Genomic DNA, 22,528 nt, shown 5'->3' on the forward strand with positions numbered 1-22,528 from the left:
CGATGTCAAGCCAGATGGCATAACCTGATTAGCATAATCAATAATAACGAATCGAGAAAACGGCAATGAAAAAACAATTTATCCAAAAACAACAACAAATCAGCTTCGTAAAATCATTCTTTTCCCGTCAATTAGAACAACAATTAGGTCTGATTGAAGTACAGGCACCGATCCTGAGCCGTGTAGGTGATGGCACTCAAGATAACCTTTCGGGTTCAGAGAAAGCTGTTCAGGTAAAAGTGAAAACATTGCCGGATGCAACTTTTGAAGTCGTTCATTCATTAGCTAAATGGAAACGCAAAACCTTGGGCCGCTTTGATTTTGGTGCTGACCAAGGGATATATACTCATATGAAAGCACTGCGCCCTGATGAAGATCGCCTGAGTGCTATTCATTCTGTGTATGTTGATCAGTGGGATTGGGAACGCGTGATGGGCGATGGTGAACGCAACCTGGCTTATCTGAAATCCACTGTTAACAAGATTTATACTGCTATTAAAGAAACTGAAGTGGCGATCAGTGCTGAATTTGGTGTGAAACCATTCCTGCCAGAGAATATTCAGTTTATCCACAGCGAAAGCCTGCGCGCGCGTTTCCCTGACCTGGATGCCAAAGGCCGCGAACGGGCGATAGCTAAAGAGTTGGGTGCGGTATTCCTGATTGGCATCGGTGGTAAATTAGCTGACGGTAAATCTCATGATGTGCGAGCACCAGATTATGATGACTGGACGTCACCGAGTGCTGAAGGTTTTGCGGGTTTGAACGGCGACATTATTGTCTGGAACCCTGTTCTTGAGGACGCTTTTGAAATCTCATCCATGGGGATCCGTGTTGATGCAGAGGCGCTTAAACGCCAGTTAGCACTGACTTCTGATGAAGATCGTTTGAAACTGGAATGGCACCAATCCTTGCTGAGTGGTGAAATGCCGCAAACTATCGGTGGTGGTATCGGCCAGTCTCGTTTAGTGATGTTATTGCTGCAACAGCAACATATTGGTCAGGTTCAATGTGGCGTATGGGGGCCAGAAATTAGCGAGAAGGTTGAAGGCCTGCTGTAAATCCCCTTTATACTTGATGTTGCAGGTGTTTACCTGCAACACCCATTAGTTTGGTTATATATTAATCCCCTTCACTCGCGAAGGTTGCAACCGCCAGCGCGAGTTTTTAATCTATGCTGTAGTGATATATAAATATTTTAAATATAACTATATGCAAGGTTGTTGATGTCATGGCCCTTTTTCATCCTATAAAGCACTATTTACACGCTCGGCCACGATTGTTGTTTTCGGTTGGCGCGGGTGTTGTCACTTATTTCCTGCTGCCAACGCATTACGCGGTAATGTTATGCCTGATGGTGAGTTGGAATGTTTCCGCCTGGCTTTATTTACTGTTCTTATGGTTGCAATTATTACGCACTGATTCGACGAAAATCAGCAAAATAGCCAGGGTGCAAGATGAAAGTGCCAGCATGGTGTTGAGTATTGTCAGCATGGCGTGTCTGGCCAGTATTCTGGTTATTTTATTTGAATTGAGCACCGCGAATCAGCTCTCTGGATCAGCCAAGGTGTTCCATTTGGTCCTGACAGGGCTGACGTTATTGGTTTCATGGTTATTATTATCCACGGCTTTTACTATGCACTACGCACATTTGTTTTATATGCGCCGTGATAAATCAGAAACGGTTCTACCGTTACTCTTCCCCAAAGAGATAACCACGCCTTCCTATTGGGATTTCCTTTATTTCTCATTTACCATTGGTGTGGCTTGCCAAACTGCCGATGTTTCTACGGGCACGTCAGATATCCGCCGCGTAGTGCTCTTGCAGTCAGTGTTATCGTTTATCTTTAATATGACGATATTGGGGTTGTCGATAAACGTCGGTGCCGGCCTGCTTAACTAGCGCTTCCAGCGGCGCATCAAGCGGCTTTTTAGACCAGTATCAAAACGCCAGATATGATCGAAAATACGCATGATACCGGGCTTACCATACGCTGACATGGCAACAGCATGAAAACGGTGCTGATGAGCCTGCTGCTGGATTTTAATCTTTCTGACTAATTCGTCTGGTAAACGCTGGGCAATAAAATCTGAAATGATCACCGCATCTGCGTCATACCATTCTCTATCTTCCATTTTGTTTAATGTGCTGGCTAAGCACGCGGCCAGATCGGTGCCACCACGAAAATGCTGGCTGAGAAAACGAATCGCCTGCTCAATGCCACTGGCAGCAGATAATTCGTAGTGAATGATTTCAGTGGCAAATAGCATGATGTAGCAGCGGCGGTTATCTGCCAGCGCAATTCGAAGCAGAGCCAAACAAAATGCCTTGGCACATTGCTCGTTAAACCCCCCCATGGAACCTGAGGTATCGACACAGACGATAAAAGGGCCGCGAGGGTGTTCATCATGGCTTTTAAGACTGACCGGGCGCTGTAAGGTTTTCTCTTGCCAGTTGTCACCCTGCAAACGGTAAGTGAGTAAGCGGCGCTCCAGTAAGCGGCGATAAAACTCAAATTCCAGCTCGCTCATCCCTAACATCACCAGTTCTGTTGGGAGCAATCGCAAAATATCATTGCTTTGATGAATGCCACTGACCTCTTCTGGCACCGTATCGGGTTGGCGGACCATGACAGTATAAGGTTCGTAGCGAGCATCTGGTGTCGGTTGTGCTTTTGCTGAACGGCTACGACCCAATTGCTCGGCCAGTTGTTGTAATTCAGGCTGTCGTTGCAGAAAGTCACCGTATTGCAGCAGCAATTGATAATCACCGCGCTGTAAGTGGCTCTGACTCATATCCCAAAGCCGGCCCGCTGCTCCGTCATTGGTTGCCAGTACAGGCTCTAATGCTCCACTGAGTGCTAATCTTTGCTGTAATTCAGCCAGAAGCTGTTCCCGTTCTTGCTCAAGTAATTGGTGATGAATAGTGATGGTTTGTAACGTTAAGCTGACACGCCAGCGCTGTAAAAATAGGGTTTGCAAGCTATCGCCGATTTGGGGATGCCTGGCTAAATCGGCAGTTTGCAGCAATGTATTGGCTTGTGAAGCAAAGGGCGAGTGCAATTGCTGTAACTGAGTCACGATATCTGGCAGATGCGCATAAAATAGCTGGCTACTTTCCAACTGGCTTTGCTGGTATAGAGAAAATTCATTTGCCAGACCCAGAGGGACTTTAGCCTCGCGGATACGCTGTTGTAAGTTTTGTTTCCAACCGGGAATATCCTTCATTAGCGCCCGCTTAATTCGCGGGAATTTTTCGAAAAATAGCACTAATTGAGGAGAGGCTAATAACCCTATCATCATATCTTCAATAAGCTCACCTTCACTTATTGATAGCAGCATATCCAATGTCGCCAGGCTGAGCATCTGTCAGTGTCCGCGCATTTTCTGTTGTTGTTGCTTTAGTTGTTCCACTACCTGCAACAAGCTGGCTTCGACTTTTGCAAGCCACGAAGATGGGGTAAACAAACATGGCTGGTGTTGATTGAATAGCCGTCGCTGTTCGGCAAGGTTATTTTCTACTGTGGTTAATTCCACCAGCAATTCTGGGGGAATAGTGGCCGTGGCCGCACCCGGTTGTGACAGTGTGGAGGGTTGGCGGCTGATATCCAGTATTGTGATATGTAATTGATCATCAATTTCTGCATCAATGGATTGGGCATAACCGACACCATTTAATTTAGCGCGTAAACTCCCTCCTTTGCTTAACCATTGAGTGAGGGCATCTTTCTCTATTTGTAAATGGTTGACCTGAATATCATGCAGGCTGAGCGGTTTTTGCAGTAATAGTGTCAACGTACTGTCGGTTAGGTTATCTGGCAGAGCATATTGGGGTTTGCGACTGAACATACCGCTTTGCTTAACAACCGTTAGCGCCTGATGGTCACTCTGCTGTTGTTGGTGCTGTAACCATTGGCCCTGAATATGCTGTAGTTTCATTAACAGGCTTTGCTGTTGATATCCCTGCTCAGTTAATAACTGTTCAAGCTGCTGTTGTAGCAGCTTAAGCGAACTGAGGTCATGCCACAGGCAATCTTTCAGCAAGATTAAGTCGATAGGTGTCACTTCATTGCGGCCGCTAAAGAAAGCACTGGCTTGTAACAGGCGCAGCGCTTTTTTCCAACGCCTATCTGAAACATAGGGGGCTTGTTCTTGTGAACTTAGCCGTTGACGTAACTGAAAAATAAGCTCAAAACAGTGATCCGGTAGAGCGATTTTGTCGATCAGCGGTTGCCACTGATAGAACTCTTCATCGCTGATACTGAGATTTTCTGCCACCGGATTATGATTTTCATTTTGTCGGCTAAGCAGTAGTGAGCGGAAGTTCTGCTTCTCTTGCACTCGATCCAGCCATAGGCGGATCAACATGCGGTCATAAAGGGCTTCCAGGCTGCTATCAGCGTCAGGTAGCTCGTTAGAGGCGGTAACCAGCAATCGCATGGGGATGCTGTCTTCTCGATCACCGTTTCGAAAGCGTCGTTCATTAATCGCTGTCAGTAAGGTGTTCAGGATTGCCGGACCCGCTTTCCAGATCTCATCCAGAAAGACGATTTCAGCTTCTGGCAGGTAACCACCGGTCATCCGTTGATAGCGCCCCTCTTCTTTCAATGCCTGAATAGATAGGGGGCCAAACACCTCTTCCGGTGTCGAAAATCGGGTCATCAGATATTCAAATGCACGGGCATTGCGGAAGGCAAATTTCAGGCGGCGGGCAATCAGGCTTTTGGCAATCCCTGGCGGGCCGAGCAAAAAGACACTCTCGCCACTGAGGGCTGCCAGCAAACATAAGCGGATAGCTTCCTGTCTTTCATACAGACCACTTTCAAGGGCACTGCTTAAGCGGGAGATTCTTTCTGCTAATTGTGATGATTGCGCCATAATTGTTCTACATGTTCCGTTAGTTGATTGATTTTTACCTGATAAAAAGGAATAAACCATCTTTTCTTTATGGGATAGCTGGTTTTATTAATAAGATAGTTCGTTGATTCGTAGAATTTTTATATCGCCAGTTATTTGTCACTGATGAATTTTCGCTCTGTTCGGTACCTCATTTAAGAGTAGGCAATCCATTGAAATCGTGCATACTGTGCGCCTTTTGGTGGGCGTATAAACAATACAGAACCGGCGATTACGGTTCTTAAACGCTCGCATCAGCTTATGGATGTTCTAGCAAAAAGAAATCAATTATGACCACAGAACATAAACAGTCTTTATCGGCGGTAACCCTGGCAGCAATAGGGGTAGTTTACGGTGATATCGGTACCAGCCCGCTCTATACCTTGAGAGAGTGCTTTTCTGGTCATTATGGTTTTGATGTCCGCCCAGACGTGGTGTTTGGTTTTTTATCGCTGATTTTCTGGATGCTTATCCTGATAGTCTCGATTAAATATCTTACTTATGTCATGCGGGCAGATAACGCCGGCGAAGGGGGCATTTTAACGTTAATGTCTTTAGCTGGGCGCCATACCTCTTCCAGAGCCACTTCAATACTGGTGATTCTCGGGTTAATTGGCGGTAGTTTCTTTTATGGTGAAGTGGTCATCACCCCAGCAATATCAGTTATGTCGGCCATTGAAGGGCTAGAAATAGCAGCCCCAGTGTTAGACCCCTATATTGTTCCCTGCTCCATTGCGGTACTCACCCTGCTGTTTGTGATTCAAAAGCACGGTACCGGCAGTGTTGGTAAATTATTCGCTCCCGTTATGCTGGTCTGGTTTCTGACGATCGCACTGCTTGGTTTACGCAGTATTATTGCGAATCCAGAAGTATTGGTTGCGCTGAACCCTAAATGGGCAATAGGTTTCTTTACTGAATATAAATCCGTATCGTTTTATGCGCTTGGTGCAGTCGTACTGGCGATCACTGGGGTGGAAGCCTTATATGCAGATATGGGTCATTTTGGTAAATTCCCTATTCGTTTAGCCTGGTTTACCGTGGTTTTGCCCTCATTAGTACTGAACTATTTTGGTCAGGGCGCGTTATTGCTGAAAAATCCTGAAGCCATCAAAAACCCCTTCTTCTTATTAGCCCCCGACTGGGCATTGATTCCGCTGTTAATTCTGGCAACCCTGGCGACCGTTATTGCCTCGCAGGCGGTTATTTCCGGTGTATTCTCGCTCACCCGGCAGGCGGTTCGCCTGGGCTATTTACCGCCAATGCGGATTATTCATACCTCCGAAATGGAGTCTGGCCAGATATATATCCCGGTCATTAACTGGACTCTCTATCTGGCGGTGGTATTGGTTATTGTCGGCTTCGAGCGTTCCAGTAACCTGGCGGCCGCGTACGGTATTGCCGTAACCGGTACCATGGTGATAACCAGTATTCTATTCTGCATCGTGGCATTGAAAAACTGGCACTGGAATCGGGTATTTGTCGGTGCCTTACTGGTAATTTTGCTGATTATCGATGTCCCGATGTTCTCTGCCAATGCGTTGAAATTGTTCTCCGGTGGTTGGTTACCAGTGTCACTGGGGCTGGTGATGTTTATCATCATGACGACCTGGAAAAGTGAACGTTTTGGTTTGCTACGTCGTATGCATGAACACGGCAATTCACTGGAAGCGATGATTGCTTCATTGGAGAAATCACCCCCAGTGCGGGTTACTGGTACTGCTGTGTATATGTCGCGCGCAATGAATGTCATTCCTTTCGCGCTGTTGCATAACCTTAAACATAATAAAGTGTTGCATGAACGGGTTGTGCTACTGACATTGCGAACTGAAGATGCGCCTTATGTGCACAATGTGAATCGGGTTACTATCGAGCAACTCTCCCCGACGTTTTGGCGGGTGGTGGCCAGTTATGGTTGGCGTGAAACACCGAATGTGGAAGAAATCTTCCATCGCTGCGGTCTGGAAGGTTTGCCATGCCAGATGATGGAAACCTCATTCTTTATGTCCCATGAGTCGCTAATCCTTACCAAGCGGCCGTGGTACCTGTTCTTGCGCGGTAAGTTATTTATTGCGCTCAGCCGGAATGCGCTGCGTGCAGCAGATCAGTTTGAGATCCCACCGAATAGGGTAATCGAGCTAGGAACGCAGGTAGAGATTTAACCTGAAAGGCCGTTATGATTAACGGCCTTTTTTGTGCCTACTATTCCTCTTTTCCCAATGTGCAGCGAAACGTTTCGATGGCGATCACAATTTTATCAAATTGGATTTGCCTTCTGCTGCTATTTTTCTAAACTCAGTATCAGCGAAACGTTTCGCTGTTGGAGTAGAAAATGAAAAAAGGCGCATTACTTAATTCTGATATTTCCGCTGTTATCTCCCGCCTGGGTCATACCGATCAGGTTGTGATAGGTGATGCGGGGCTGCCAATACCGGCAACCACCACACGTATCGATCTGGCACTGACACGAGGCGTCCCTGGATTTCTTCAGGTTCTTGAGGTGGTAACGCAAGAAATGCAGGTTGAAAGTGCAGTCTTAGCGGAGGAGATCGTTAAAAATAATCCGCAACTCCATGAAGCGTTACTCGCACAACTATCACAACTTGAGCAACACCAGGGAAACCAAATTGTTTTGCGTTATATCAGCCATGAGGCTTTTAAAGAGCAAACCAAACAAAGCCGGGCAGTGATCCGTAGCGGGGAATGTTCCCCCTTTGCTAATATCATTCTCTGCTCCGGCGTAACCTTCTGAGGCATTTATGCAACCTTTGCTGCAACTTAAAGGAATTGATAAAGCCTTTCCCGGCGTTAAAGCACTCTCCGGTGCCGCACTGAGTGTCTATCCTGGCAGGGTGATGGCACTGGTAGGCGAAAATGGCGCCGGAAAATCGACCATGATGAAAGTGCTGACCGGCATTTACAGTAAGGATGCTGGCAGCCAGTACTTTATGGGTAAAGAAGTGGTGTTTAATGGCCCAAAAGATTCGCAGGAAGCGGGCATTGGCATTATCCATCAGGAACTTAACCTGATCCCTCAATTAACTATCGCAGAAAATATCTTCTTAGGGCGTGAGTTTGTTAATCGTTTTGGCGGCATCGATTGGAAAAAGATGTATGCCGAAGCCGATTTACTGCTGGCGCGCCTTAATATCAGTTACAGCAGCCATCGGCTGGTGGGCGAGCTTTCCATTGGTGATCAGCAAATGGTGGAAATCGCCAAAGTGCTGAGCTTTGAATCCAAAGTGATCATTATGGATGAGCCAACCGATGCACTCACCGACACTGAAACCGCCTCTCTGTTTAATGTGATTAAAGAACTAAAAGCGGAAGGTCGCGGGATTGTTTATATCTCTCACCGGCTAAAAGAGATTTTTGAGATTTGCGACGACGTCACAGTATTCCGTGATGGGCAATTTATCGCCGAAAAACCGGTTGATAGTCTGACTGAAAACGCACTGATTGAGATGATGGTGGGCCGTAAGCTGGAAGAACAGTACCCGCGCTTGAATATACCCCGTGGTGAAAAGCGTTTGCAGGTCAAACAGCTCTGCGGTCCGGGCGTGAAAGATGTCAGTTTCACTTTATACAGTGGCGAAATTTTAGGGGTTGCCGGTCTGATGGGGGCTGGTCGCACCGAGCTGATGAAAATCATCTATGGCGCGCTACCGCGTAAATCAGGTTTTGTGATGTTGGATGGCCGCGAAGTTGTAACCCATTCACCACAAGATGGCCTGGCAAATGGCATTGTCTATATTTCCGAAGACCGTAAACGGGATGGTTTAGTACTCGGAATGTCAGTTAAAGAAAATATGTCTTTGACTGCGTTGCGTTATTTCAGCCGTTCAGGTGGTTCGCTTAAGCACGCTGAAGAGCAGCAAGCGGTATCGGATTTCATTCGTTTATTTAATATTAAAACGCCTTCCATGGAACAACCGATTGGTTTGTTATCCGGTGGTAACCAGCAGAAAGTGGCTATCGCACGCGGTTTAATGACCCGGCCTAAAGTGCTGATCCTTGATGAACCTACCCGTGGTGTTGATGTTGGGGCTAAAAAAGAAATTTACCAGTTAATCAACCAATTCAAACAAGAAGGGCTGAGCATCATTTTGGTTTCCTCTGAAATGCCGGAAGTTTTGGGCATGAGTGACCGCATTCTTGTGATGCATGAAGGTCAGCTAAGCGGCGAGTTCTCTATTGAACAGGCTACCCAAGAAGTGTTGATGGCAGCAGCTGTCGGCAAGCGTGATGTATTGAAAAATAATTTATTTACACTCTAAATAATTCGAGTTGCAGGAAGCCAACGCACATGTGGCTTGAAATATGACGAGTAGAGCAGGAGTAATCAGATATGAGTTCCCAAACTATCAATACCAAGCGCTGGTTCAGTAAAGAATGGTTATTAGAACAAAAATCACTGATTGCGCTGCTGGTGCTGATTGCTGTGGTTTCGTCACTAAGCCCGAACTTCTTTACCCTAAATAACATGTTTAACATTCTCCAGCAGACTTCCGTCAACGCCATTATGGCGGTGGGGATGACGCTGGTTATCCTGACTTCCGGTATTGATTTGTCTGTCGGGTCATTATTGGCACTGACAGGCGCAGTGGCGGCATCTATTGTTGGGTTGGAAGTGAATGCTTTGGTTGCCGTTGCCGCTGCATTGGCACTGGGAGCATTTATTGGTGCTATAACCGGGGTCATTGTCGCTAAAGGCAAGGTACAAGCGTTTATTGCCACTCTGGTCATGATGTTGCTATTACGTGGCGTTACCATGGTTTACACCAATGGTAGCCCGGTAAATACCGGTTTTACTGATGTTGCAGATACTTTTGGCTGGTTCGGTATTGGTCGCCCATTGGGTATACCAACACCAATCTGGTTGATGGCTATCGTCTTTGTTGCTGTGTGGTACATGTTGCACCACACTCGCCTGGGCCGCTATATCTACGCATTGGGTGGCAATGAGTCAGCAACACGGCTCTCTGGTATCAGCGTAGATAAAGTTAAGATTATTGTTTATTCATTATGTGGGTTGTTAGCGACACTGGCTGGGATTATCGAAGTGGCCCGCCTGTCGTCGGCACAACCTACAGCCGGTACCGGCTATGAACTGGATGCAATCGCAGCCGTGGTTCTTGGGGGTACCAGTCTTGCGGGGGGTAAAGGGCGGATCGTTGGCACCCTGATTGGCGCGTTAATCCTCGGCTTTTTAAATAACGGTTTGAATTTATTGGGTGTCTCCTCTTACTACCAAATGATCGTAAAGGCAGTGGTTATCCTGCTGGCGGTATTGGTAGACAATAAAAGCAGCAAATAACCTCCCTACTCACAGGAATTGCGACCATGAAAATGAAGAAACTGGCTACCTTGATCTCTGTTGTTGCCCTGAGCGCCACCGTAAGTGCTAACGCACTGGCAAAAGACACCATCGCACTGGTAGTTTCCACGTTGAATAATCCGTTCTTTGTTTCAATGAAAGACGGCGCGCAAAAAGAAGCGGATAAACTCGGCTACAACCTGGTGGTATTGGATTCTCAAAATAACCCAGCGAAAGAACTGGCTAACGTGCAGGATCTGACGGTTCGCGGTACCAAACTGTTGCTGATTAACCCAACTGATTCTGATGCAGTAGGTAACGCAGTCAAAATGGCGAATAAGGCCAATATCCCCGTTATCACACTCGACCGTTTGGCAAACTCTGGCACTGTGGTGAGTCACGTTGCATCCGATAACCGTTTTGGTGGCAAAATGGCCGGTGATTTCATTGCCAAAAAACTGGGTAATGATGCCAAAGTGATTCAGTTGGAAGGGATTGCGGGGGCGTCTGCTGCCCGTGAACGTGGTGAAGGCTTCAAACAGTCAATGGATCAACATAAATTCCAACTGTTAGCCAGCCAACCCGCTGATTTTGACCGTACTAAAGGTTTGAACGTGATGCAGAACCTGCTGACGGCTCACCCGAATGTTCAGGCTGTATTTGCACAGAACGACGAAATGGCGCTGGGCGCACTGCGTGCCTTACAAACAGCGGGTAAAACCGATGTGCTAGTGGTTGGTTTTGATGGCACTGACGACGGTCTTAAAGCCGTTCAAGGTGGCAAACTGGGCGCAACTATCGCTCAACGCCCTGACCAGATTGGTGTTATTGGCGTGCAAACCGCTAATAAAGTATTGAAAGGCGAGAAAGTGCAGGCCGTTATCCCGGTTGATTTGAAATTAGTGACTAAATAATATCGAAAAGCAGGGCATATAACGCCGCTACCCTAAAACGGAAAACAAAACGTTACGGGTGGCGGTGTCATTCACAAAGGAATAAATACGATGAAAACAGGCAAACTGGTGGTCTTGGGCAGCATCAATGCCGACCATATTCTGAATGTTGAGCAGTTTCCGCGCCCAGGTGAAACGGTGATCGGGAAGCAGTATAAAGTGGCGTTTGGTGGCAAAGGTGCTAACCAGGCGGTTGCTGCTGGCCGTAGCGGAGCAAACATCGCGTTTATTGCCTGTGTGGGTGAAGATGATATTGGTGACCGGGTGCGTCAGCAATTAGCCAGCGATAATATTGATACCGCGCCAATCGAGGCTATAGCAGATACCACAACCGGTGTTGCTTTGATTTTCGTGAATGGTGAAGGCGAAAACGTCATTGGTATCAATGCCGGTGCTAACTCAGCAGTTACACCTGAATATCTTGGTCGTTACCAGCAGCACGTTATTGATGCAGATGCATTATTGATGCAACTGGAATCACCACTTGAGACAGTTATCGCTGCCGCTAAATTGGCAAAGCAGCATCAAACGCAGGTCATTCTTAATCCGGCGCCAGCTCGTGAATTACCGGACGAGCTATTAACGCTGGTGGATATGATTACTCCGAATGAAACAGAAGCTGAGCGTTTAACGGGGATTCATATTGAGCAGGATGATGACGCAGCGAAAGCAGCTCAAATTCTGCATGATAAAGGCATCGCTACCGTGATTATTACCTTAGGTAGCCGTGGTGTATGGCTTAGTGAACAAGGTAAAGGGAAATTGGTTGCCGGGTTCAAGGTTAATGCCGTAGATACTATCGCAGCCGGTGATACATTCAATGGCGCATTATTGACTGCGTTATTGGAAGGTCAGGTAATGGACTCCGCAGTACGTTTTGCTCACGCAGCGGCCGCTATCGCGGTAACCCGCCCCGGTGCGCAGCCCTCCATTCCCTGGCGTACTGAGATCGACAGTTTCCTACAAGGCCGGGTATAACTTTGGCAACGATGAAAGACGTCGCCCGCCTGGCGGGTGTATCTACGTCAACAGTCTCACATGTTATTAATAAAAATCGCTTTGTCAGTGACCCCATTCGCGACAAAGTACTGGCTGTTATCAAGCAGCTCAACTATGCCCCTTCCGCGCTGGCCCGTAGTTTGAAACTCAATCAAACCCGTACCATTGGTATGTTGGTTACCGCCAGTAGCAACCCGTTTTATGCTGAAGTCGTCCGTGGCGTGGAGCGCAGTTGCTATGAACGTGGTTACAGTTTGATTCTGTGCAACACTGAAGGCGATATCGATCGCATGAGCCGCAGCATTGAAACTCTGATGCAAAAGCGCGTCGATGGTCTGCTACTGATGTGCACTGAAAATCACCGCCCTTCTCAAGATATTCTGCGTTGCTACCCGTCATTACCGATAATTATGATGGATTGGGCACCCTTTGAGGGGGTCAATGACGTGATTCAGGATAATTCATTATTGGGTGGTGAAATGGCAACCTCATATTTGATTGCCAGAGGTTATACCCGAATTGCCTGTATTGCGGGCCCACAAGATAAAACCCCAGCCAAAGAACGTTTGGAAGGGTATCGCCAGGCTATGGATCGCGCAGGGTTACCTATTCCATCCGGTTATGAAGTTGCCAGTGATTTTGAATTTGGTGGCGGTTTAGTCGCGATGAAACAGTTGCTTGCGCTACCGGAACCGCCAGAGGCGGTGTTTACCAGTAATGATGCAATGGCTGTTGGGGTTTATCAGGCATTGCATCAAGCGGGGTTATCGATACCACAAGATATGGCGGTTATTGGTTACGATGATATTGAACTCGCACAATATATGACACCGCCATTGACCACTATCCATCAACCAAAAGATTCCCTTGGTGAACTGGCTATTGATACACTGATTCATCGATTGAATAACCCGGAAGCGGAACCACAAGTTCTGATTCTCACTCCCGAGCTAATCGAGCGTGGATCGGTGGTCAGTTGTTAAACTTCACTCTCCGCAGATTGTGTGGCTTTTTTGCCATTACGGCCTTGAATTAGATTGTCGCCATCAGTTGGTTTCAGTAATAAGAACACCATGGATGAAAGTAATGTCACTACACCCATAGTAATAAAGGTGTAGTGGAAGTGATCGACATTGTCACCAAACGATAATTCATCATAAAACCGCAATACTACCGCACTAATGGCAACGCCAAAGCTAATGGCCAGTTGTTGGGTTACCGCCAAAACACTGTTACCTGAGCTGGCATTGTTATTGGTTAAGTCAGCCAGTGTGATGGTATTCATCGCAGTGAACTGTGTCGACATTGCCATCCCCAAGACAAATAGCGGCAATATCATCATCCACGGCGACATGCCCGGTGATTGCAACGCAAACAGCGCAATCAGTACCCCGATAATAACCGTAATACCTACCAATACGGTCCTATAACCCAGTGAACGTAATACTTGAGTAACGGCAGATTTTGCCATCATCGAACCAATGGCTGTTGGGGCCATCATACAACCGGCAATAATGGCTGAATATCCGAACCCGACTTGTAACATCAGTGGCATCAGAAAAGGCACACACCCGGTACCTAAACGGGAGGCCACGTTACCGGCAATCCCGACCGAGAATGTTCGGGTCTTAAATAGCGGCAAACCAATCAATGGATTTGGATGACCTTTGGCGTGGAATATATAGAAGAGCAACATCAATAAACCACTCAGTAACACCGTGACTGGCAGATAGCTGGCGATATCCGGTCGGCCCATTATCTCCAGACTTACGGATATCAGGACCAAACTGCTACCAAATAGCAGGAAACCGATAATATCAAAAGCACGTTTAGGCATGGTGAAGTCCGGCATATATTTACGGGCATAAAAGATGCCCAGTAAGCCGATAGGAATATTAAGGATAAAGATCCAATGCCAAGTGGTATAGGTCACCAGTAATCCACCTAATAGTGGCCCCATCACCGGGCCGACTAACCCTGGGATAGTGACAAAATTCAGAACAGGCAATAATTCACTGCGTGGGTAAGCCCTGATCAGCGCAAGCCTGGCCACCGGCATCATCATTGCCCCACCTATCCCTTGAATAACACGGGAGGCCACCAGAAAAGCCAATGAATCGGAAAGTGCGCACAGTAATGACCCTAGCGTAAATAGAGATACAGCCAGAATGAAGACCCGCCGGGTACCAAAACGGTCCGCCAGCCAACCACTCACGGGAATCAACATAGCGACAGTCAGGGTATAGCTGATAATGGCTGACTGCATGGTCAGTGGTGAGCGGTTAAGGCTTTCAGCAATTGATGGAAGTGCCGTATTTAGTATGGTGGCATCCAAAGCCTGCATAAAGAAGGCCATGGCAGCTAGCCAAGGAAGGCCCGCCATACTGCGTGCAGATTTTATCATTGTCCGTCCTGATTATTGGGGTAAGCGTGAGCACCCTCTTTATATAGAGATAGAACAGCTAGCCGCTAATTTTTATCTGTTAATAACACCTGACATGCCAGCAACGCTCCCTGACTGTCACCAGCCAGAATAGTATCAACAATATCCTGATGGTATTGCAGCTTAATCACTTCATCGCCGGTAATGGCACGGAAGTAGCTGTGATAAACCGAACTGAACAAATTGGCGAAAGAGGTCAAAAACGGGTTACCACTGGCTTCATATATTAACTGATGAAATTGAGCATCCACTTGAATCCATTTTTCACGATTAAAGTGGGTATCTAACGCCCGCATCTCTGCAATCAGTGATGCTAACAATGCTCGCTGTTGTTCATTGGCATTAATGGCTGCCAATGAACAGGCTTGAGGTTCAAGTGAAGTTCTTAATATAAGGAAGTGTTGCATCACTTGATCGAAGTTCTCTCTGTTCAGCCACCAAGTGAGTAACTCCTGATCGAGGTAGTTCCAATTTGTTTGTGGCATCACTCGAGTACCAATTCGTGGGCGCGGTAATAGCATCCCTTTGGCTGCCAGTATCTTTACAGCTTCCCGAACCGCAGTACGGCTGACACCAAATTGCTCACCCAACTCTATCTCACCAGGCAGTATGCTACCGGCTTCATATTCTCCGGCGAGAATTCGCTGACCAATTTTCTCAGCCAGCAGATAAGAGAGATTTCGCTGGGCGGCCTGTTGTTGGGTATTTAGTTGCATGGTGATTTGTCCTATCTGTCTTCTTATATATCTATTTTACTCTACTGTTTAACACTGGTAGTGAATGTTTAGCTTAATAATTGTTTAAATATTGGTCTTTTAGCCCGTTTTTGCTGAAATAAAACGCGGTTGAAAAGTTTTTTCAAATTAGGGGTTGCAGGCTGTCAGGAACTCCCTATAATGCGCCTCCACTGACCGGGAACAACGAAACATACTTCGCCGGGTCAGGAAGCGAAAAGAATGACTTTGACTTCGAAAGAAACGAAAGAAACTCTTGACTCTTCAGCGGGAAAGCGTATTATCTGCCTCCCGCGTTACCGTAAGATTCGCCGAAAGGCAAACGGGTAACGAACGCTCTTTAACAATTTATCAGACAATCTGTGTGGGCACTCGCAAGACGATATCGAAGCCTGTTTCGGCAGGCAGATGAAATATCAAAGTCTTGAAGAGTGACCAAAGCAGTACACATTTGAACTTCGGTTCGAATGCATATTTGCAGAAAGTAATCTTTGAGCATCGCTATGTTAACTCATAGCAAATCAAACAAATCTTAAATTGAAGAGTTTGATCATGGCTCAGATTGAACGCTGGCGGCAGGCCTAACACATGCAAGTCGAGCGGCAGCGGGAAGTAGTTTACTACTTTGCCGGCGAGCGGCGGACGGGTGAGTAATGTCTGGGAAACTGCCTGATGGAGGGGGATAACTACTGGAAACGGTAGCTAATACCGCATGACCTCGTAAGAGCAAAGTGGGGGACCTTCGGGCCTCACGCCATCGGATGTGCCCAGATGGGATTAGCTAGTAGGTGGGGTAATGGCTCACCTAGGCGACGATCCCTAGCTGGTCTGAGAGGATGACCAGCCACACTGGAACTGAGACACGGTCCAGACTCCTACGGGAGGCAGCAGTGGGGAATATTGCACAATGGGCGCAAGCCTGATGCAGCCATGCCGCGTGTGTGAAGAAGGCCTTCGGGTTGTAAAGCACTTTCAGCGAGGAGGAAGGCAGTCGTGTTAATAGCACGATTGATTGACGTTACTCGCAGAAGAAGCACCGGCTAACTCCGTGCCAGCAGCCGCGGTAATACGGAGGGTGCAAGCGTTAATCGGAATTACTGGGCGTAAAGCGCACGCAGGCGGTTTGTTAAGTCAGATGTGAAATCCCCGCGCTTAACGTGGGAACTGCATTTGAAACTGGCAAGCTAGAGTCTTGTAGAGGGGGGTAGAATTCCAGGTGTAGCGGTGAAATGCGTAGAGATCTGGAGGAATACCGGTGGCGAAGGCGGCCCCCTGGACAAAGACTGACGCTCAGGTGCGAAAGCGTGGGGAGCAAACAGGATTAGATACCCTGGTAGTCCACGCTGTAAACGATGTCGACTTGGAGGTTGTGCCCTTGAGGCGTGGCTTCCGGAGCTAACGCGTTAAGTCGACCGCCTGGGGAGTACGGCCGCAAGGTTAAAACTCAAATGAATTGACGGGGGCCCGCACAAGCGGTGGAGCATGTGGTTTAATTCGATGCAACGCGAAGAACCTTACCTACTCTTGACATCCACGGAATTTAGCAGAGATGCTTTAGTGCCTTCGGGAACCGTGAGACAGGTGCTGCATGGCTGTCGTCAGCTCGTGTTGTGAAATGTTGGGTTAAGTCCCGCAACGAGCGCAACCCTTATCCTTTGTTGCCAGCACGTAATGGTGGGAACTCAAGGGAGACTGCCGGTGACAAACCGGAGGAAGGTGGGGATGACGTCAAGTCATCATGGCCCTTACGAGTAGGGCTACACACGTGCTACAATGGCAGATACAAAGTGAAGCGAACTCGCGAGAGCAAGCGGACCACATAAAGTCTGTCGTAGTCCGGATTGGAGTCTGCAACTCGACTCCATGAAGTCGGAATCGCTAGTAATCGTAGATCAGAATGCTACGGTGAATACGTTCCCGGGCCTTGTACACACCGCCCGTCACACCATGGGAGTGGGTTGCAAAAGAAGTAGGTAGCTTAACCTTCGGGAGGGCGCTTACCACTTTGTGATTCATGACTGGGGTGAAGTCGTAACAAGGTAACCGTAGGGGAACCTGCGGTTGGATCACCTCCTTACCTAACGATACGCATTGCGTAGTGTCCACAACAGATTGTCTGATGAATGTAAATGAGCAAGAGCACCTGTTGATGAGGGTGATGATTGTGTAATAAGACCTCGGCATCGAGTTTTTACTGCATCAGTCGTTCGAATGTGTCACCACATTCTCACCTTTACACAAAAATACTGAATCCATGATTCAGTAGAAATTTTTGTGTCCCCATCGTCTAGAGGCCTAGGACACTGCCCTTTCACGGCTGTAACAGGGGTTCGAATCCCCTTGGGGACGCCACTCCGATAATGTGTGAAAGACATTATCAACTGAATATCTTAAAGATGACTTTAACGAGTCGTGTTTAAGATATTGCTCTTTAACAATCTGGAACAAGCTGAAAATTGAAACAATACAGCTGAAACTTATCTCTCCGTAGAATGACTGAGATAAGGATTAACCTGTATTAGAGTCTCTCAAATAATCGCAATGCCAATGTGTTTATCATTGTTGCAGTGTGAGCGAGAAGACACTCAGCCAGGCGTACAGCGCACAGCAACCGGAGTGAACTCAACGTTCATGAAGATTGCGCGCACTGCACAACACAGCAGAGTGTGTTCACAGCCACACCAATAACGAAAAAACATCTTTGGGTTGTGAGGTTAAGCGACTAAGCGTACACGGTGGATGCCTAGGCAGTCAGAGGCGATGAAGGGCGTGCTAATCTGCGAAAAGCGTCGGTAAGCTGATATGAAGCGTTACAACCGACGATACCCGAATGGGGAAACCCAGTGCAATTCGTTGCACTATTGCATGGTGAATACATAGCCATGCAAGGCGAACCGGGGGAACTGAAACATCTAAGTACCCCGAGGAAAAGAAATCAACCGAGATTCCCCCAGTAGCGGCGAGCGAACGGGGAAGAGCCCAGAGTCTGAATCAGTTTGTGTGCTAGTGGAAGCGTCTGGAAAGTCGCACGGTACAGGGTGATAGTCCCGTACACAAAAGCACACTTGCTGTGAACTCGATGAGTAGGGCGGGACACGTGACATCCTGTCTGAATATGGGGGGACCATCCTCCAAGGCTAAATACTCCTGACTGACCGATAGTGAACCAGTACCGTGAGGGAAAGGCGAAAAGAACCCCGGCGAGGGGAGTGAAATAGAACCTGAAACCGTGTACGTACAAGCAGTGGGAGCACCTTCGTGGTGTGACTGCGTACCTTTTGTATAATGGGTCAGCGACTTATATTTTGTAGCAAGGTTAACCGAATAGGGGAGCCGTAGGGAAACCGAGTCTTAACTGGGCGTCTAGTTGCAAGGTATAGACCCGAAACCCGGTGATCTAGCCATGGGCAGGTTGAAGGTTGGGTAACACTAACTGGAGGACCGAACCGACTAATGTTGAAAAATTAGCGGATGACTTGTGGCTGGGGGTGAAAGGCCAATCAAACCGGGAGATAGCTGGTTCTCCCCGAAAGCTATTTAGGTAGCGCCTCGTGAACTCATCTTCGGGGGTAGAGCACTGTTTCGGCTAGGGGGCCACCCCGGCTTACCAAACCGATGCAAACTCCGAATACCGAAGAATGTTATCACGGGAGACACACGGCGGGTGCTAACGTCCGTCGTGAAGAGGGAAACAACCCAGACCGCCAGCTAAGGTCCCAAAGTCATGGTTAAGTGGGAAACGATGTGGGAAGGCATAGACAGCCAGGATGTTGGCTTAGAAGCAGCCATCATTTAAAGAAAGCGTAATAGCTCACTGGTCGAGTCGGCCTGCGCGGAAGATGTAACGGGGCTAAACCATGCACCGAAGCTGCGGCAGCGACACTTAGGTGTTGTTGGGTAGGGGAGCGTTCTGTAAGCCGTTGAAGGTGACCTGTGAGGGTTGCTGGAGGTATCAGAAGTGCGAATGCTGACATAAGTAACGATAATGCGGGTGAAAAGCCCGCACGCCGGAAGACCAAGGGTTCCTGTCCAACGTTAATCGGGGCAGGGTGAGTCGACCCCTAAGGCGAGGCTGAAAAGCGTAGTCGATGGGAAACAGGTTAATATTCCTGTACTTGGTGTTACTGCGAAGGGGGGACGGAGAAGGCTAGGCTAGCCGGGCGACGGTTGTCCCGGTTTAAGCATGTAGGCGGAGTGACTTGGTAAATCCGGTTGCTTATCAACGCTGAGGTGTGATGACGAGCCACTACGGTGGTGAAGTAGTTGATGCCAAGCTTCCAGGAAAAGCCTCTAAGCATCAGGTAACATTAAATCGTACCCCAAACCGACACAGGTGGTCAGGTAGAGAATACTCAGGCGCTTGAGAGAACTCGGGTGAAGGAACTAGGCAAAATGGTGCCGTAACTTCGGGAGAAGGCACGCTGGCATTAGGTAAAGAGACTTGCTCTCGGCGCCGAAGCCAGTCGCAGATACCAGCTGGCTGCAACTGTTTAATAAAAACACAGCACTGTGCAAACACGAAAGTGGACGTATACGGTGTGACGCCTGCCCGGTGCTGGAAGGTTAATTGATGGGGTCAGCCGCAAGGCGAAGCTCTTGATCGAAGCCCCAGTAAACGGCGGCCGTAACTATAACGGTCCTAAGGTAGCGAAATTCCTTGTCGGGTAAGTTCCGACCTGCACGAATGGCGTAATGATGGCCAGGCTGTCTCCACCCGAGACTCAGTGAAATTGAACTCGCTGTGAAGATGCAGTGTACCCGCGGCAAGACGGAAAGACCCCGTGAACCTTTACTATAGCTTGACACTGAACATTGAGCCTTGATGTGTAGGATAGGTGGGAGGCATCGAAGTGTGGACGCCAGTCTGCATGGAGCCAACCTTGAAATACCACCCTTTAATGTTTGATGTTCTAACTCGGCCCCGTGATCCGGGGTGAGGACAGTGTCTGGTGGGTAGTTTGACTGGGGCGGTCTCCTCCCAAAGAGTAACGGAGGAGCACGAAGGTTAGCTAATCACGGTCGGACATCGTGAGGTTAGTGCAAAGGCATAAGCTAGCTTGACTGCGAGAGTGACGGCTCGAGCAGGTACGAAAGTAGGTCTTAGTGATCCGGTGGTTCTGAATGGAAGGGCCATCGCTCAACGGATAAAAGGTACTCCGGGGATAACAGGCTGATACCGCCCAAGAGTTCATATCGACGGCGGTGTTTGGCACCTCGATGTCGGCTCATCACATCCTGGGGCTGAAGTAGGTCCCAAGGGTATGGCTGTTCGCCATTTAAAGTGGTACGCGAGCTGGGTTTAGAACGTCGTGAGACAGTTCGGTCCCTATCTGCCGTGGGCGTTGGAAGATTGAGAGGGGCTGCTCCTAGTACGAGAGGACCGGAGTGGACGAATCACTGGTGTTCGGGTTGTCATGCCAATGGCATTGCCCGGTAGCTAAATTCGGAAGAGATAACCGCTGAAAGCATCTAAGCGGGAAACTTGCCTCGAGATGAGTCTTCCCTGGGGCTTTAAGCCCCCTGAAGGAACGTTAAAGACTATGACGTTGATAGGCTGGGTGTGTAAGTGCAGCGATGTATTGAGCTAACCAGTACTAATGATCCGTGAGGCTTAACCTTACAACACCAAAGGTGTTTTGTGTTTGAGAGAGAATGATATTTTCAGCGAATGTTCCGAGATTGGGCTGGCTGGCTGTGTGAAGAATTGCATAGCGGGTTAGTTTAGACAGAATTTGCCTGGCGGCCTTAGCGCGGTGGTCCCACCTGATCCCATGCCGAACTCAGAAGTGAAACGCCGTAGCGCCGATGGTAGTGTGGGGTCTCCCCATGCGAGAGTAGGACACTGCCAGGCATCAAATAAAGCCGAGACCCCATGCCAAAAGCGTGGGGTTTTTGCTATGGGTTGAATATGGCAAGATGTGTAAATATTGAGCGTGAGTGGTCACGGCCAGGAAGTATACTCAGCAGCGTTAAATATTGCAGGGGCCGGTGAGTGAAACCCGGCAGTCAGAGAGATGAATAAAACAGAAGGCTACCCTGATGGGTAGCCTTTTTGTATTTATAGTTCTGGTTGACCCGTTTTGAGCCATCTACAAATAAACTCAACGATCTGATTTGGTTGATTAATGTCTAATTGCGCTATTACAGTATCCATCGGCTCGTCACTTGCCAAAGCGATAACGTATTCATCGATCAAATCAGCGAAAGGCTTACCTACCGCCGCCCTATAAAGAGCAATTTTGCTGATTTTTTCATGCTTAAAACCCTCAACTAAAATCAAATCGATAGTTGATGTATCTAATCGGCTAGCCAGATAATGAAGATCCAACGGTGGTTGCTCAGGTGTTTCCGTCATTAATGCCCAGCGGCAATCACTAGCAACCAATGTTTGATGGGCTCCAGCTTTACGCAATTCATAGCTGTCTTTGCCCGGCGTATCAATTTCCATATTGTGATGAGTATGTTTGATTAAACCGACTCGGATTTGGCGCTGTTGGAGTAAGGGGATCAGGTGTTTTAGTAAGGTTGTTTTTCCTGTACCACTGTATGCGGCTATACCGAGTAATGGGGGGATATTTCGATTCATAATGGGCCTCTTTTACCTTGTTCCCATAACTCGCAATCTGCAGGAGTATTTAGGTTGCTGAATTGATGGGGTTGCCCATTGAATACCACTCTTTTTGCATTGATACTCGCCATAAATATCATTAACTTACGCTCCCCTTTTGCCAGATATGCTTCTAGGGTCGGTTTAAGACTAACATGCATTAAAGCTAATGTTGGATGCTCACGCTCACTATCACTGACATAAGCTGCAAGAACCTGCCCTTTTGATTGCCAGAGCTGGGAAACCAGATTAAGTGGCAGCATAGGAACGTCGCAGGGTGCAAATACAACCCATTCGGTAGCTGAATGACTTAGCCCTGCATGCATGCCAGCCAGTGGGCCTACAAAGCCGGTAATGATATCGTTGATAACGGGAATGCCACTTTCTTGGTAGAAAGCTTGGTTGCGATTAGCATTAATCAATAAATCCTCAACCTGGGGCCTTAATCTGTCAATCACATGTTGGTACAGTGGCTTTCCATTAAGGGAAATTAATCCTTTATCGTTTCCGCCCATTCTGGACGAACGGCCTCCTGCAAGAATAACGCCTGTAATATTAGGCCGCATTTCTATCACTCCACTGTAT

At 47.9% G+C, this 22,528-nt stretch carries 15 protein-coding genes, 1 tRNA gene and 3 rRNA genes; 13 read left to right on the forward strand and 6 right to left on the reverse strand.

The features are described 5' to 3' along the window. Positions 1-65: 65 nt before the first annotated feature. Together asnA and EL015_RS21550 are read left to right on the forward strand one after the other, a co-directional pair. The gene (asnA, locus tag EL015_RS21545) at positions 66-1,058 is read left to right on the forward strand and encodes an aspartate--ammonia ligase (RefSeq protein WP_005192864.1); all 993 of its coding nucleotides are present in this window, start codon (positions 66-68) and stop codon (positions 1,056-1,058) included. Positions 1,059-1,228: 170 nt separating this feature from the next. Beyond that, positions 1,229-1,900, forward strand: coding sequence for a DUF1345 domain-containing protein (locus EL015_RS21550; RefSeq protein ID WP_032907977.1), 672 nt, complete (start codon positions 1,229-1,231; stop codon positions 1,898-1,900). On the opposite strand, the gene viaA is transcribed toward EL015_RS21550, so the two are convergent. Both viaA and ravA read right to left on the reverse strand, forming a co-directional pair. After that, the gene (viaA, locus tag EL015_RS21555) at positions 1,897-3,363 is read right to left on the reverse strand and encodes an ATPase RavA stimulator ViaA (protein ID WP_005192861.1); all 1,467 of its coding nucleotides are present in this window, start codon (positions 3,361-3,363) and stop codon (positions 1,897-1,899) included. The two genes, EL015_RS21550 and viaA, sit on opposite strands and share 4 nt — an antisense overlap. A gap of 3 nt (positions 3,364-3,366) precedes the next feature. After that, positions 3,367-4,875 (reverse strand): ATPase RavA, encoded by a 1,509-nt coding sequence (gene ravA / locus EL015_RS21560; RefSeq protein ID WP_005192858.1) that lies wholly within the window; start codon positions 4,873-4,875, stop codon positions 3,367-3,369. A 308-nt stretch (positions 4,876-5,183) separates the two neighbouring features. On the opposite strand from ravA, the gene kup reads away from it, so the two are divergent. From kup to rbsR, 7 genes are all read left to right on the forward strand, one after another. Continuing rightward, positions 5,184-7,052, forward strand: a complete 1,869-nt coding sequence (kup, locus tag EL015_RS21565; protein ID WP_005192855.1) for a low affinity potassium transporter Kup — start codon at positions 5,184-5,186, stop codon at positions 7,050-7,052. A 170-nt stretch (positions 7,053-7,222) separates the two neighbouring features. Beyond that, the gene (gene rbsD, locus EL015_RS21570; protein WP_005192852.1) at positions 7,223-7,642 is read left to right on the forward strand and encodes a D-ribose pyranase; all 420 of its coding nucleotides are present in this window, start codon (positions 7,223-7,225) and stop codon (positions 7,640-7,642) included. Between the two features lie 7 nt (positions 7,643-7,649). After that, the gene (rbsA, locus tag EL015_RS21575; protein WP_005192850.1) at positions 7,650-9,167 is read left to right on the forward strand and encodes a ribose ABC transporter ATP-binding protein RbsA; all 1,518 of its coding nucleotides are present in this window, start codon (positions 7,650-7,652) and stop codon (positions 9,165-9,167) included. 71 nt (positions 9,168-9,238) lie between these two features. Next, the gene (gene rbsC, locus EL015_RS21580; protein ID WP_005192846.1) at positions 9,239-10,207 is read left to right on the forward strand and encodes a ribose ABC transporter permease; all 969 of its coding nucleotides are present in this window, start codon (positions 9,239-9,241) and stop codon (positions 10,205-10,207) included. A 26-nt stretch (positions 10,208-10,233) separates the two neighbouring features. Beyond that, the gene (gene rbsB / locus EL015_RS21585) at positions 10,234-11,121 is read left to right on the forward strand and encodes a ribose ABC transporter substrate-binding protein RbsB (protein ID WP_005192843.1); all 888 of its coding nucleotides are present in this window, start codon (positions 10,234-10,236) and stop codon (positions 11,119-11,121) included. 90 nt (positions 11,122-11,211) lie between these two features. Then, entirely contained in the window at positions 11,212-12,138 is a 927-nt protein-coding gene (gene rbsK, locus EL015_RS21590; RefSeq protein ID WP_005192840.1) for a ribokinase, read from the forward strand. Positions 12,139-12,140: 2 nt separating this feature from the next. Next, the gene (gene rbsR / locus EL015_RS21595; protein ID WP_032907976.1) at positions 12,141-13,142 is read left to right on the forward strand and encodes a ribose operon transcriptional repressor RbsR; all 1,002 of its coding nucleotides are present in this window, start codon (positions 12,141-12,143) and stop codon (positions 13,140-13,142) included. Here rbsR and mdtD read toward each other — a convergent pair. Next, positions 13,139-14,563, reverse strand: coding sequence for a multidrug transporter subunit MdtD (gene mdtD / locus EL015_RS21600; protein ID WP_005192836.1), 1,425 nt, complete (start codon positions 14,561-14,563; stop codon positions 13,139-13,141). The two genes, rbsR and mdtD, sit on opposite strands and share 4 nt — an antisense overlap. Positions 14,564-14,628: 65 nt before the next feature. After that, positions 14,629-15,318, reverse strand: a complete 690-nt coding sequence (locus EL015_RS21605; RefSeq protein WP_005192834.1) for a FadR/GntR family transcriptional regulator — start codon at positions 15,316-15,318, stop codon at positions 14,629-14,631. A 552-nt stretch (positions 15,319-15,870) separates the two neighbouring features. Here EL015_RS21605 and EL015_RS21615 point away from each other — a divergent pair. From EL015_RS21615 to rrf, 4 genes are all read left to right on the forward strand, one after another. Further along, positions 15,871-17,413: ribosomal RNA gene (locus tag EL015_RS21615) — 16S ribosomal RNA — on the forward strand. Between the two features lie 199 nt (positions 17,414-17,612). Next, a tRNA-Glu gene (locus EL015_RS21620) sits at positions 17,613-17,688 on the forward strand. A 360-nt stretch (positions 17,689-18,048) separates the two neighbouring features. Further along, positions 18,049-20,955 (forward strand): 23S ribosomal RNA (locus EL015_RS21625). A gap of 116 nt (positions 20,956-21,071) precedes the next feature. Further along, positions 21,072-21,187: ribosomal RNA gene (rrf, locus tag EL015_RS21630) — 5S ribosomal RNA — on the forward strand. Together the 16S, 23S and 5S rRNA genes with 1 tRNA gene alongside form the textbook arrangement of a ribosomal RNA operon. Before the next feature lie 207 nt (positions 21,188-21,394). Here the strand turns inward: rrf and mobB are convergent. After that, complete coding sequence (gene mobB / locus EL015_RS21635; protein WP_032907614.1) at positions 21,395-21,922, reverse strand: molybdopterin-guanine dinucleotide biosynthesis protein MobB; 528 nt, start codon at positions 21,920-21,922, stop codon at positions 21,395-21,397. Next, positions 21,919-22,509, reverse strand: a complete 591-nt coding sequence (gene mobA, locus EL015_RS21640) for a molybdenum cofactor guanylyltransferase MobA (protein ID WP_032907612.1) — start codon at positions 22,507-22,509, stop codon at positions 21,919-21,921. Before mobA ends, mobB begins: the two co-directional genes overlap by 4 nt. Positions 22,510-22,528: the final 19 nt, after the last annotated feature.

Source organism: Yersinia intermedia (assembly GCF_900635455.1).
In the GTDB taxonomy this organism is placed as follows: domain Bacteria; phylum Pseudomonadota; class Gammaproteobacteria; order Enterobacterales; family Enterobacteriaceae; genus Yersinia; species Yersinia intermedia.